The organism is Borrelia tillae (genome assembly GCF_055693965.1).
The window spans coordinates 24986-38500 of sequence record NZ_CM146346.1 but is presented as its reverse complement, the minus strand read 5'-3'; the positions used below and the strand labels follow the sequence as shown (position 1 = coordinate 38500).

General features: G+C 27.4%; 9 protein-coding genes and 4 pseudogenes. 10 read left to right on the top strand and 3 right to left on the bottom strand.

The window, feature by feature from the left end; translation table 11 throughout:
* Positions 1–24: 24 nt before the first annotated feature.
* The 3 genes and pseudogenes from ACWUD1_RS00200 (at position 25) to phoU (ending at position 2170) form a co-directional block, all read left to right on the top strand.
* The gene (locus tag ACWUD1_RS00200; RefSeq protein ID WP_472756593.1) at positions 25–411 is read left to right on the top strand and encodes a hypothetical protein; all 387 of its coding nucleotides are present in this window, start codon (positions 25–27) and stop codon (positions 409–411) included.
* 7 nt (positions 412–418) lie between these two features.
* Positions 419–1485: pseudogene (locus ACWUD1_RS00195) on the top strand (hypothetical protein).
* A 13-nt stretch (positions 1486–1498) separates the two neighbouring features.
* Positions 1499–2170, top strand: coding sequence for a phosphate signaling complex protein PhoU (gene phoU, locus ACWUD1_RS00190; protein ID WP_472756592.1), 672 nt, complete (start codon positions 1499–1501; stop codon positions 2168–2170).
* 40 nt (positions 2171–2210) lie between these two features.
* On the opposite strand, the pseudogene ACWUD1_RS00185 reads toward phoU, so the two are convergent.
* Positions 2211–3058, bottom strand: a pseudogene (locus ACWUD1_RS00185) (protein-glutamate O-methyltransferase).
* 182 nt (positions 3059–3240) lie between these two features.
* Between ACWUD1_RS00185 and ACWUD1_RS00180 the strand changes: the two are divergent.
* From ACWUD1_RS00180 to ACWUD1_RS00150, 7 genes and pseudogenes are all read left to right on the top strand, one after another.
* Complete coding sequence (locus ACWUD1_RS00180) at positions 3241–4761, top strand: peptidylprolyl isomerase (protein WP_472756591.1); 1521 nt, start codon at positions 3241–3243, stop codon at positions 4759–4761.
* Positions 4762–4822: 61 nt separating this feature from the next.
* Positions 4823–6273 (top strand): annotated as a pseudogene (locus ACWUD1_RS00175) (pallilysin-related adhesin).
* Positions 6274–6277: 4 nt separating this feature from the next.
* Positions 6278–7051, top strand: a complete 774-nt coding sequence (locus ACWUD1_RS00170; RefSeq protein WP_472756590.1) for a lysophospholipid acyltransferase family protein — start codon at positions 6278–6280, stop codon at positions 7049–7051.
* A pseudogene (locus tag ACWUD1_RS00165) lies at positions 7038–8832 on the top strand (DNA topoisomerase IV subunit B). The gene ACWUD1_RS00170 and the pseudogene ACWUD1_RS00165 overlap by 14 nt, the downstream one beginning before the upstream one ends.
* On the top strand, positions 8832–10715 hold the full coding sequence (locus ACWUD1_RS00160) for a DNA topoisomerase IV subunit A (protein WP_472756589.1): 1884 nt from the start codon (positions 8832–8834) through the stop codon (positions 10713–10715). Before ACWUD1_RS00165 ends, ACWUD1_RS00160 begins: the two are co-directional and overlap by 1 nt.
* An 82-nt stretch (positions 10716–10797) precedes the next feature.
* Complete coding sequence (locus ACWUD1_RS00155; RefSeq protein ID WP_472756588.1) at positions 10798–10941, top strand: hypothetical protein; 144 nt, start codon at positions 10798–10800, stop codon at positions 10939–10941.
* Positions 10942–10964: 23 nt separating this feature from the next.
* Positions 10965–11333, top strand: coding sequence for a P13 family porin (locus tag ACWUD1_RS00150; protein WP_472756940.1), 369 nt, complete (start codon positions 10965–10967; stop codon positions 11331–11333).
* Positions 11334–11475: 142 nt separating this feature from the next.
* Here the strand turns inward: ACWUD1_RS00150 and smpB are convergent, their stop codons facing one another.
* Entirely contained in the window at positions 11476–11925 is a 450-nt protein-coding gene (gene smpB, locus ACWUD1_RS00145) for an SsrA-binding protein SmpB (RefSeq protein ID WP_472756587.1), read from the bottom strand.
* Positions 11922–13412 (bottom strand): SUMF1/EgtB/PvdO family nonheme iron enzyme, encoded by a 1491-nt coding sequence (locus ACWUD1_RS00140; protein WP_472756586.1) that lies wholly within the window; start codon positions 13410–13412, stop codon positions 11922–11924. Before ACWUD1_RS00140 ends, smpB begins: the two co-directional genes overlap by 4 nt.
* Between the last annotated feature and the right edge of the window lie 103 nt (positions 13413–13515).

Here is a 13515-nt window from a genome sequence, read left to right as displayed (position 1 = left end):
CTTAAGTGTATTAGGGAAGTCATTATGAGAGAAAGAAAAATTGATTTTCAAACATATTTTTTAATTTTGATATTTTTATCAATAATTGTTTCTTGTTTTACTTATTTTTATTCATATAGAATAATTGAAGAAACTCGTAGCAAGACAGAGGAAGATTTAAATCAAAAATTAAAGTTACTTGATATAGAAGATTTTTATTTTGATTTAAACACTAGTCTTAATATGGATGATTTTTTCTTTCCTAAGCCTAATTTTTCTGATGGCAAATTAGGGGATAGTGTAATGCAGTATCAGTCAATTAATGAAGAACTTCTTAAGGGTCTATGGATAAAGTCAGATAATTTATTTAATGTTGATTTAGAAAAGGAAAATAATTTATTAGTTGATAAGATTTTGGAAAATTATAAGTGATTAAAAAATGTTTTATTTGTTTTGTTGTAATGTTTTATTTTTTATTGTTAATGTAATACTTAATGTAGTTCCTTCTTTAGCTTTTGAGAATGGATACAGTACCTATAAACTTGATTTTAGTAGTGAAAGGCAAGAATTTTCGGTAAATATCAATTCGAAGTTGAATTTTTTTTTTAAAGATGAAACTTGGATTTATGTTAAAAATTCTAAAAATAATGCTTTTATTAGACTTTTAGCAGAATCTTATCAGGATGGTGCTATGTTTACTTTTCAAACTTCAAAAAATGTTGGAACCATTATGTTAACTTTTAAATATCAAAATGTGAAGGATACCAGGGAATTTACTAAAAATGTAATTTTGAAGATTTTGAGAGGAAAAGAAGTTTCAAAGCCAGATAAAATAAATCCTGAGGATAATTTAAATTTAGATAAAGATATGAAAATTGATGAGAGGTCTAAGTCTAAAAGAGCTAAGTTGGCTACTAAAAATGGTAATAGTTTAGACTTAAGAGATTTATGGGAAGAGCTTTAAATTTATCTTATATTAATGATTATAAAGGAGCAATTGAGTTACTTAATAGGTATGATTCTGATGATTATGAATATACTTTATTGAAAGCTGAACTTTATTATAAAAATGGAGATTATTCGAGTTCTTATTTGAATTACTTGGGTCTGCGGGATAAGTATTTTGATAAGATTTTTTTAAATTTGATTAGTCTTGGGATCACTTTAAATAAGGTAGAAAATGTACTAAGAGATGTTCGATTTTTAATTGAACATAATATTGATTTTGGTGAAGAAATTTATCTTGATATTCTTGAATTTTTATTAAACAATGCCGAATATGAGTTCTTTTTGAATTTAAGTGTGTTGTATTATCCTAAATATATGAGTTCAAGATTTCCAGATAGATATAATTATTTGATGGGTAAACTGTATGAGACAAAAAGCAAGTATAAAGATTTTGTAAAGTCCCTTAGTTACTATAAGAGAGTTATTGATGACTATCCTTTTAGCAATTATTATGATATCTCTAGATTGAGGTATTTATTTTTAAAGCGGTTTTTTTAGAGGAGCATTTGGTATGATTAGACGTAGACTTACTAAACAACTTGAAGTGATTAAGGATTATCTTTGGGATATGAAGGAGTGTGTTCTTAAGATAATAGAAAATTCGTTAATAGCTTTAGAATCTAGAGATAAAAATTTGGCTAAGAAGATTATTAATGAAGACGAAAAAATGATAGATGACTATCAATATGATATTGAAGATTTATGTGGACGTATCATTGCTACTGAGCATCCAGTTGCTACTGAACTTAGAGAAATTTTGGCTATTATTAAGATAATTAGCTCTCTTGAACGTATAGCGGATCATTCCACTAAAATTGTGAAGGTTGTACTTCTTTTGGAATCTAATGTAGAAGATTTTTCTTCAGTTGATGTTTATCAAAAACCTTTACGAGAAATGGCAGATACTGCAAAAGACATGCTTGCAAATATTTTCGATGCTTATTTTGATGGAGATTTTGTTAAAATACTTAAAATAGTAAAATATGATAATATTATAGATAAGTTGTTTTCGAAACAAAAAACAGTAGTTATTGATGCTATGAAAAATAATCCTGAAAATCTGGATTATCTTTTAAATATATTATTTTTAAATAGTTTTCTAGAAAGAGTTGGAGACCATGTTGCAACAATAGGTGAGTTACTTTATTTTGTTAAAGTGGGAGAAAAGGTAAATCTGACCTAGAGGACTTTTAGAAGATATAGAAAGAATGTGCTTATGCATTTTATTTATTTGATTTTTTGTAAGTTGCTGGCATGACGTATTCTAAGTTTGAATTACCCCTAATCGTTTCTGAATGACCAATAAGCAAATAAGAATCATTTTTTAAATGCTGATTAAATTTTTCAGCAAGTTTATTTCTAGTTTTTTCATCGAAATAAATCATTACATTTCTGCAAAAGATCACATCAAATTTTTTACTAAATGGAAAAACTTCTTTCATGAGATTTAATTTCTTGAATTGAATTATTTCTTTAAGTATGTTTTTGACTTCAAATTTATCATTTGTAAGTTTGTTTAAATATTTAGTTTTTAGATATTTTGGAAGTGTTTTTATCCAATCTCTGAATAAATTCCTTGTTTAGCTTCATTAAGAACAGTAATTGAAATGTCTGTTGCTAAGATTTTTGCTTTGTAGTGGATTTGATTGTTATTTAGATATTGATTTACTATCATTGCTATTGTATATGCTTCTTCGCCACTTGAACATCCAGCTGACCATATTCTAATTTCCTTTTCACCTGATTGTGATATTTGTTTAATTATTTTGGGTAAAATTGTATTTTCAAGAAATTCAAAATGATTAGGCTCTCTAAAAAAATAAGTATGATTCGTTGATATTTTATCTACTAGTTCTATTAAGGGTATTTGGTTTGTTTGTGATTCTAAGTAATTAATGTATTCTGTAAAATTGGTAAAATTTTTTTCTTTGATTATAGATGATAATCTACTTTCAATTAATAATTTTTTTTTCTCGTTAAGGTTAATACCAAAATTATTATAAATTATTCCTATTAGTCTATTGAGCTCTTCTTGATTTATTTTTATAGTAAATTCATTGTTTGTATTCATATGTATTGTACTCTTCATGCTTAAAGTTTAAATCTAGCCTTTGGGTTCCCCAAAACATTTAATATACATTTATGATATCAAAAATGCTTTTTGATATAAATGTTTTCATTGAAATAATATTTTAATTATGCTATTTTAATACTTAATATGTTTATTTTATTTAAACTATAAGGGTTGTTTTTATGAGTAAGAGAGTAAATCAAACAAAAAAAATTGTATCCAATAAAGTTGATTTTAATGACAAAAAAAAAGTTGGAACATGGGGACTTGTAGCACTTATCTTAATTGTGTTTGGATTTATTATTGCGCCCTTAATGCCAGGTTTATTTGATACTATTAGTCCATCTGATTTAAAGTTTGGATCTTATAAAGGACAACCAATTTATTATGAAAAGGATAATAAATTTGCTCAATATATTACTTTTTACTCAAATTTTTATTCCCGATTTAAAAAAGATAGTAGTCTTGATGTAGAATATTTTATTTGGCAGTTAGCTTTTAAGAAATATGTTGAAGATATTGCATTGCTTGATTTAGCAAAGGCTAGTAGTTTTTATGTTTCACAGGATATTTTGAATAGAAATTTAATGAATTCTCCTGTGTATTTAGATTCTAATGGCAATTTTAGTCCCAAGAGATATAATAAAGTTTCTGATTATAAGAAATTTAAAATTCATAATGAAACAGTAGAAAATTTACTCTCTTCAAATATACAAGTTTTGTTAAATAACGGTTTAACTTTACCAGATTCTATTTTGAGTGCTGTTAAAGGTATGAGTGAAGTTAGAAAGAATATTTCGTATGTTTCACTGTCATACCAAGATTTTTCAAGAGATGAAGTTGTTTCTTATGCAGAGCAGAATCAAAAATTATTTAAAAATTTAGATATTGCGTCTATTCGTTTTAAGAATTTGAAGGATGCTGATGATGCTTACAAAAAATTATCTAAAGGTACGCCTTTTGAAGAAGTTGCTAAATTTTATTCTGATGACGTTGCTAATTTTAAAGGAGTTGTTTCTTCTAAGAGATATTATTTTGATTTAGATCTTGTTTTTGAAAAAAAAGAGGATCTCGCTACAATTTTTTCTCTTAAAATGAGTGGATTTACAAGTCCTATTAAATCTAAGAATGGAAGTGAATATCATATATATAAATTATTAAGTAATATTTATGATTTTGATAAAAATTCAGAACATGATATTAGTTCTGTTAGAAATTATATTGAGACTTATGAACCAAATGTTATTGAAACTTGGCTTGAGAATAAGTTTAATAATATTTTAGCTGAAATGGATTCAGGTGGTGAGGTACAACAAGTTTTAAAAAAATATAAGTTAGAATTAAAAAAAGATGTTGTTAATCTTGCATATAATATGAATGTTTATCCTAGTCTTTTAAAAGAACTGGCAGGTTTCAATAATAGTAAAGATTTCTATGATATTGTTTTTGGTTTAAAAGAAGGTCAGTGGTCTAAACCTTTTTTGGCAGATAAGAAAGTGTATCTATTTTCTTTGCGTTCAGATGTTAATTCTTCTGTTAAGCATGACAATTTCATTAAAGAAGAACGTATACTTGATAGTCTCTATCAGGCAAATAATCAGTTGATATTAGATTTTCTTTTAAGTAAAAACAATTTTAAGGAAAGTTTCAATGAAGCCTTCTCTTCTTTGCAGGATTTTGGTTTAAAAAAGACTAATAATTAATATGTTTGTGCATTTGTTCTGTTATTTTGCCATAAAAATAGTAGAATAAATATCGTGTGATATGTTTTTTAAAAAATGGATTATGTTTCTTTTTTTTATTGTATTTTCTTGTGTCAAAGGAAATAGGGATTTTGTTGTTTTTAATAAAGAGATTAAAAACAATAGTGAGATAAATTATTCTGATATAAATGTAAGTGAAGATTCTGGAGAAGATGTTTTCGGTTCTCTTATTGATCTTAAGGGTTATAAGATTTTATCGGTTCATCAAGAAAATTTGAACTTGGATGTTTATTTTGAACAAGTAGTTTTAGCTCAAAGTTTTGCAAATCTAAAACTTATTTGTTTATAATTGGTTTTGATCCGAAAAGTCATGGAGCAGTTATTCTTTTTAAAAGGCAAGTAGATATTGATCCTAAAAATTCTTATAATATGTATCTTGAAGATATTACAGGTGATTATGATTTTGATATAGTAGTTCAAGGGTTTTTAAATGAAGATTCTGTTTTATATGTCTTTAAAGAATCGGCTATTAATGATGTTTCGTCATATAGGCCTATTTTTTTTGACACAGTAAATGGAAGCATTATTATAAATAAGTATGAGAGATCATCAGCTTATGATGATAAGAAATCAAATGAAAGTTATTCTATTTCTTTGGAGAGGTACGAAAAACAGGGTGAAGATATGGTAGTAAGTAAAATAGAAAAGTATGAATATTCTCAAGCTCAAGGCAAGTATTATTCTTTATCTACTAGTGAGAAAGTAAGGCGTATAGATAAGGATATTTATAGGACTTTGAAAAATTTACCTAAAGATGAAGTTTATAAATTTTTGTATGGTGTTTGGTACGACAGCAGTGCACAGCAACATGCAAGAAAATCAAATTTTAATAATGTTTTATTTTTGTCATTTAATAGACATCTTAATGAAATTAGTATTTTTAAGAATAATTCTCAAGAGATTGCACATATTGAGTATATTTCCAAACCCACCTATAATACCCTTAACATCAGTACCAAATCTGTTTTTTCAGATTTGATAGTATACAATTTTTGGATTAAAATCGTTGATATTGATAATATTGAGATAAAAGTTGATACTGGAACGGATGCTTATGATAAATATGGATTTTCGGGTGTTTTTAAACGATTTAGTGATTCTATTTTAGTTGAAAATGACAAAGACTCTTTATTTATTCCAAATGGTAATTATGTATATAAAGATATCATTTATGATTTTTCTTATCCTAAGCTTACTTATATTGTTGGAGATAGTATTTATCATGGAATTTTTAATGTTTTCAATTTGAATAATAGTTTAGTACTTGAGTATGAAATTATAATGAGCGAAAATAGAATAAAGGAAGCTTTTATTGTTGAATTTAATGAGAGGGTAGTACAAAATCAAAAATTTTCTACAATTACCCTTTATCCTGTTAAAATTTTAAAAGATGAAGTAAGTTTGGTGAAGGGGCATAAATTGAAGCTTGAGAGGGTGGAAAAAGTAGGATGATTGTATGAAAATATTGAGGAGTATTATTACTTATATTAATTTTTTTATCTTTGTTTTGATTTTTACTGTTTTATTTCCATTATTTTTAATTTTTAAGGTTTTAAAATTAGAAAGCCATTATATAAAGTTTAGTTTTTTATTGATTAGATATGCTCTTAAAAGTAGTTTATGGCTTGCTGGAGTTAAGGTTATTGTTACAAAAGATAGTGATTATTCCTCTAATGATGGTGGTATAGTCATTATGGCAAATCATATTGCTTCTATGGATCCACTTTTCTTGATTTATGTTTTTGTAAAACCTTTTTTTATAGTTGCTAAGAAATCCCTTTTATTTATTCCATTAATTAATTTTTTGTTAATTTCTATGGGGATTATTTTTATCAATAGGAATAGTATCAGATCTTCTGCTGTTACTCAACGAAAAGCGGCTGAGATTATTGAGGAAGGAGGGACTATTGGAATCTTTCCTGAAGGGACTAGAAACCGAGGTGGTACAACTAAAGATTTTAAAAGGGGTTCTATTAATTTGGCTTTAAAAACAAATTGTCCTATTATGCCTGTCACTTTGCTTAATACAAATAAGATTTTTATTAACAATTGGATATTGAACTCAGGATTATTCGTATATGTACATGTTCATTCTTTAATAGATGTCTCTAATTTAATAGATGATGATAAGAAGAAACTTCATGTTATTGTTAGAGATAAGATAGTTAAAAAATTAGAAAAAATGAAAATTCAATATAATGTTGATAGGAATTTGAATGAAGACAAGTAATTATGATGAAAGTAAAATTGTTACCCTGTCTTCTCTTGAGCATATTAGATTGCAATCTGGAATGTATATCGGGAGATTGGGAGATGGTTCTAATATTGATGATGGTATTTATATTTTGGTTAAGGAAATCATTGATAATTCAATTGATGAATTTATTATGGGTCATGGCAAAGAAATTGTGATAAGAAAAGAAAATAATCTCATTAGTGTAAGAGATTATGGCCGTGGTATTCCCCTTGGAAAAGTTGTAGAGAGTGTTTCTGTGATTAATACTGGGGCCAAGTATAATGATGACGTGTTTCAATTTTCTGTTGGACTTAATGGGGTTGGTACTAAAGCGGTTAATGCTTTGAGTTCAAAATTTTTAGTAAATCAATGAGAGAAGGTAATTTTTTTGAGGCCATTTTTTCAAAGGGCAATTTGATTAGTACTGCTGAAGGAAAATCTGATGAGTCTGAAGGCACTTATATTGAATTTTTGGCTGATACTGAGATATTTGGCAAATATAAATATAGTGAAGATTTTTTGCGCAGAAGATTTTTTCATTATGCCTGTTTAAATAAAGGTTTAAAAATTAATTACAATGATCAGATTTTTCAATCTGATCATGGGCTTTTGGATTTTATAAACGCTGAGATTAAAAATGAGGATTTGCTTTATGATTTTGTTTATTATTCTAGCAAAACTTTGGAATTTGCCTTTTCTCATACAAATAATTATGGTGAGACATATTTTTCATTTGTAAATGGACAGTATACTAGTGATGGAGGTACTCATCAAACAGGGTTTAGGGAAGGTTTTGCTAGAGCGATTAATGATTTTTTAAAGAAAACATATTCATCTACTGATATTCGAGAAGGACTTGTAGCTACTCTTTCAGTTAAGATAAAAGACCCAATGTTTGAAAGTCAGACTAAGAATAAGCTTGGTAATATTGAGACACGAAGTAATGTCGCTAAGGAAATACAAAAGATAATTTTAGAAATCCTTTATAAGGATAAGGCGCTTGCAAAGATTATTGAAAATAAAGTTGTTGACAATGAGCGTTTGCGAAAAGAATTGAGTAGTGTGCGTAAAGAGGCAAAAGAAAGAGCAAAGAAAATATCCTTTAAAATTCCTAAGCTTAAAGATTGTAAGTTTCATTTTAATGAAAAAAGTATTCAATCTGATGCAACTATAATCTCTTAACAGAAGGAGATTCTGCAACAGGTTCAATGGTATCTTGCAGGGATGTATATACACAGGCTATATTTTCTCTTCGTGGTAAACCACAAAACATGTTTGAAAAAAGTAAGTCTGAAATATATAAAAATGAAGAACTTTATAATATGATGGTTGCGCTTGGTATTGAAGAATCAATTGAAAATTTAAGGTATAATAAGATAGTAATTGCTACCGATGCAGATTTTGATGGTTTTCATATAAGAAATTTGCTTCTAACATTTTTTTTAACGTATTTTGAAGATTTAGTCCTAAATGGACATATGTATATTTTAGAAACGCCTCTCTTTAGAGTGAGAAATAAAAGTGTTACTATTTACTGTTATTCTGATGAAGAGAAGCAAAAAGCTGTTCGTGAACTTAAGAATCCTGAAGTTACAAGATTTAAAGGTCTTGGAGAGATTTCCCCAAATGAATTTAAAGGCTTTATTGATATTACTAATATTAAGCTTACAAAAGTAGATCTTGTCAATATTAAGGATATAAGGGAGTATTTGAGATTTTATATGGGACCAAATACTCCTGAGAGGCGAAACTTTATTATGGAGAATTTAATCTAATGGATATTAAAACGTTACTTAAGGACCATTTTTTACAATATTCATCTTATGTCATTAAAAATCGTGCAATTGCGAGTGTTATTGATGGATTTAAGCCTGTACAGCGACGTATCATACATTCTCTTTTTGAGATGAATGATGGCAATTTTCATAAAGTTGCAAATGTTGTCGGAAATACTATGAAATATCATCCTCATGGGGATACTTCAATTTATGAAGCACTTGTTAATATGGCAAATAAGGATTTGTTCATTGAAAAACAAGGAAATTTTGGTAATCTTTTAACAGGTGATCCAGCATCTGCATCACGTTATATTGAATGTCGGTTAACTCCTTTGGCATTTGAAGTACTTTATAGCAAGGAAATAACATCTTATGAGCCTTCTTATGATGGCCGAAATGACGAACCTTTAATTTTTCCTGCCAAGATACCTGTAATACTTATTCAGGGAAGTGAAGGCATTGCTGTTGGAATGGCTGCCAAAATTCTTCCGCATAATTTTAATGAGATTTTAAATGCTGTTAAGAGTGAATTACTTGGAGAAGCTTATGAGCTTTATCCTGATTTTCCTACAGGTGGTATAGTTGATGTTAATGAATATTTGGATGGGAATGGAAAAGTTTTGGTTCGTGCAAAAATTGAACCTACAGATGATAATAAGGCTATTTTAATAAGAGAATTGCCATTCGGAGAAACCACTGAGAGTTTGATAGCTTCAATTGAGAGGGCTATTCGCAAAAATTATATTAAGGTTTCAAGTATTAACGATTTTACTACTGAGAATGTAGAGATTGAATTAACTCTTCCACGGGGAGTTTATGCTAGCGAAGTTATTGAAAAATTGTACCATTATACAAATTGTCAAGTCTCTATTTCTGTTAATTTGCTTTTACTTAGTGAGCGATATCCTGTTATATATACTGTCACAGATATTATTAAGTTTCATGCCGAGCATTTGCAAAAGGTTTTAAAGATGGAACTTGAACTTGAGAGAAATAAAATACTTGAAAAAATATTTTCTAGGACTTTGGAACAAATATTTATTGAACACAAGATTTATAAAATTCTTGAGACTGTTTCTAAAGAATCTGATGTTAATAATATTGTGCTGATCGAGATTTTAAAGTATAAGGATAGTTTTTCTAGAGAAATTGTTTTAGATGATATTGAAACTTTACTTAAAATCCCCATTAGAAAGATAAGTATGTTTGATATTGATAAGAACAATAAAGACATTCGAACTTTAAAGAAGGAATTAAAAAGTGTAGAGAGTAATATTCAGTCCATTAGAGGCTATTCAATCAATTTTATTGATCAACTTCTTGCAAAATATTCTAAAGTATATCACAGGAAAACAGAAATATCTCTCATTAAGTCAAAAAATGTTAAAGAGATAGCTACTAAAAACATGAAGGTTTATTTGAATTTAAAGGCAGGTTTTGTTGGAACCAGTCTTATTGAGGGTGAATTTATTGGTAATGCTAGCTATTATGATAAAATATTAATTTTTAAAAAAAATTCTTATATCTTAAAAAATATTGAGGATAAAACCTTTATTGATAAAAATAATGTGAGTGCTTTAGTCTATGATATAAATAATTCTAAAGACCAAGTCTTTTCTATAATTTATCTTAATAAATCTGATAATTTTTATTACGTTAAGAGATTTAAGGTGGATAAATTTATTACGGATAAGGTTTATAAATTTTTAAATGATGGTGATGAATTTATAGATTTCTCTTTGGATGCAAAATCTGTGGAATTTTCTACTAGTAGAGGTGGTGTCAAAATGATTAGCATTGATGATTTTATGATTAAATCACGAATTTCTGTGGGTAAGAGAATTTCAAGTAGCACTATTAAGAAAGTTAAGTTTAAATGACTTGTATCAATCTTTAAGATTGAACAATTGTGCTATTATTTATATAATGCAATCATTAAGTGATTTATTTTGGGGGTATTTTATGAAAAAAGTAGTTGTCTTAGTTTTAGTTTTACTTTGTTCTGTTGTTGGGTTTGCTAAAGATTCTTATGGGGGTAGTAGGATGATGGGTGGTGGCAATGTAGAAAAACTGTTACTTTATGAAACTTATAAAAAGATCCTCTAGTTCCCTTTTTATTGAATCTTTTGGTGGGTTTTGGGTTAGGCTCTTTTGTGCAAGGTGATATTATTGGTGGAGCATTGATCTTGGGATTTGATGCTTTGGGAATAGGTTTAATAGTAGGTGGTGCATATTCTGCGATTCAAACTCAACCAGTAATTGGCGATAATTCTAAATGGCCAACGGTTGCTTTGTCTTTAATAACAATAGGTGGGATGACTATGTTGATAACACGCATTACTGAGGTTATATTGCCCTTTACATATGCATCTAGTTACAATCAAAGCATTAAACGTAACTTGGGAATTACGTTGGCAGGGTTTCAACCCGAATTTGATATGAATTTTAATAAAGATTATAGTTTGGCATTTGAGCTTTCTTTTGTTAAGAGATATTGATTATAAAATTTAAAACAAGTGAAAACGAGATTTGAAAGAGGAAGGAGTGGTTAGTTATTATGTATTTTATGACTACTACTCTTTTTATGATTACTTTCAAGCGTAATAATTTGTTTATTGGAAACAATTTATGCTGTGTTTCTTATTTATATTGTTTGATTTCACGATTTAGATCTTTTTTTATGCTTTTTTGTTTCAAAATCTCCCGTTTGTCAAATAGTTTTTTTCCCCTGCATATTCCAAGTTCTACTTTGATTAATGCATTTTTTAGATAAATTGAGATGGGGATTAATGTGTAACCTTCTTTTTCTCTAAATTTTTTTAACTTTTGTATTTCTTTTTTTGTTATAAGTAGTTTTATGAGTCTTATTTCTTCATGATTGAAGATATTACCCTCTTTATATTTTGCTATATATAGCTTTTCAAGCCATATTTCATCTTTTTTAATACTGGCGAAGCTATCATTAAATGAAAAATTTTTGAGTTTAATAGATTTTACTTCAGTTCCTTTAAGAACAATTCCGCAACTTATTTTTTCTTCTATGAAATAGTTGAATTTAGCTTTTTTGTTTTCAAGCAGTAATAAGTTCATATTTGTTCCTTTTCAATAACTAGTCTAAATCCGATGTTTGGAGAACTCCAATATTTTAAGCATGAAGCTTTTGTTGAAGGTTTTAGTATTGAGTTGTTATTATAGTTATAAGTTCTAATTTCAGTGATTAGTGAATGAAAATCTAGATTATCTGAGTCTACATTATCAGAGTATATATCATTTTTATTTTGGAATAATATGGAATCGTTAAAGCTTGGGCTTTGCATTAGATTCCAAAATCCAACTTTTTTGGATATTTCATTTATATTGATGTATTTTATGGCTTGTGGCACTTCTCTTTGATATAATTCCCATTCTTGAGATATTGGAAGTCTTGCTTTAAATCCTTTAGGTAGATTCAAAGAATACCATTTAGCATATGCTCTTGCTGCATAGTAAGATATATGAGTGATGTCGTCATTTGATGATATTTGATTAAAAGTTTTAAGATAACTTTCATCTACAAGTTCTTCTTTTATTAGATTGCTTTTATTATTTGATGACCATTTTGGATTTTCATTTAAAAAATTTTGATATTCAGCTTTAGTAACATTTCTGTTCTGCATTAAAAATTCTTTTAATTTATATGTAGTTTTAAGTTTAATTTCGTTTGAATATAATTTATGATTTTTGATATTTTCAATATTTCGTGATGGTATTTTTTTAAAATTTTTTAGATGAAGATCTATATTTATATTTTTAAATTCTAATATTTGATTTTCACTCTTTAGTTTTTTTATTAGTATTTGAAACCATTCTTCATTAGATATTTGTTTTTGTTGTTCTGTGTCTAAATTTTCAAAAAACCAAATTATTGATCTGTCTTCTAGATTGAAGTTTTGTTGCAAGGATTCCCATATTTGTTTGTTAGTATTATTTTTTATTGAGTAGATGTTTTTATATGCTGCAATAAAGTCTTTAAACATTGTAGCTGACTGTATATATGGAATTGAGGTTTTAAAGAATTTTTTTATATATTCCGGGTTGTTTTGTAAATCTTTTACAATTAATGAAAAGACGGGAATTAATTGTATATTGTCATTGGTGTTTTTAATTTTTGTCATAACTGAGAGTTCTTTTTGTCTTTGAGCAATAATTTTATTAGGATCTGTCAATTTTAAATTGACGTTTAATTTGTAACTTGTGAAAAATCTATTCTGTATTTCAATTTTTTTTTCGTAAGTTTCAAATCCAAGTCTTTGAATTTTTAATGTTCCTTTGGCAGCATTAATGTATCTTTTAAGAGGTGTTCTTCCAATATACTTCTCATCTAGATAAACATGAGCATTGTCGATATTAGTTTTTATCTTTAAATATGCTCCAGGATTATTTAATTTTGTATTTATGATTAAACTAAATACCAGTATTAATGGTAAAATAACTATTGTAAATAAGACATAGACCTTTGGGTTTATTCCTAGTACTGGTTTTAATTTTACTATGAATAATTCTTCATTAATATCAAGACTGTCATTTTCTTTGGGCATATATGGTGATTATAAAAAAGTATTAAAAGAAAATCAATATTGAATGTTCTTCTTGAATGTTCTTCTGCTTGCTTTGTACTTAATGAGGGAAAATATAAATAGT

Bases quoted from the DNA above. Each gene is read 5' to 3' on its own strand.
- ACWUD1_RS00200 (WP_472756593.1), top strand. From the start codon at position 25: ATGAGAGAAAGAAAAATTGATTTTCAAACATATTTTTTAATTTTGATA.
- phoU (WP_472756592.1), top strand. From the start codon at position 1,499: ATGATTAGACGTAGACTTACTAAACAACTTGAAGTGATTAAGGATTAT.
- ACWUD1_RS00180 (WP_472756591.1), top strand. From the start codon at position 3,241: ATGAGTAAGAGAGTAAATCAAACAAAAAAAATTGTATCCAATAAAGTT.
- ACWUD1_RS00170 (WP_472756590.1), top strand. From the start codon at position 6,278: ATGAAAATATTGAGGAGTATTATTACTTATATTAATTTTTTTATCTTT.
- ACWUD1_RS00160 (WP_472756589.1), top strand. From the start codon at position 8,832: ATGGATATTAAAACGTTACTTAAGGACCATTTTTTACAATATTCATCT.
- ACWUD1_RS00155 (WP_472756588.1), top strand. From the start codon at position 10,798: ATGAAAAAAGTAGTTGTCTTAGTTTTAGTTTTACTTTGTTCTGTTGTT.
- smpB (WP_472756587.1), bottom strand. From the start codon at position 11,925: ATGAACTTATTACTGCTTGAAAACAAAAAAGCTAAATTCAACTATTTC.
- ACWUD1_RS00140 (WP_472756586.1), bottom strand. From the start codon at position 13,412: ATGCCCAAAGAAAATGACAGTCTTGATATTAATGAAGAATTATTCATA.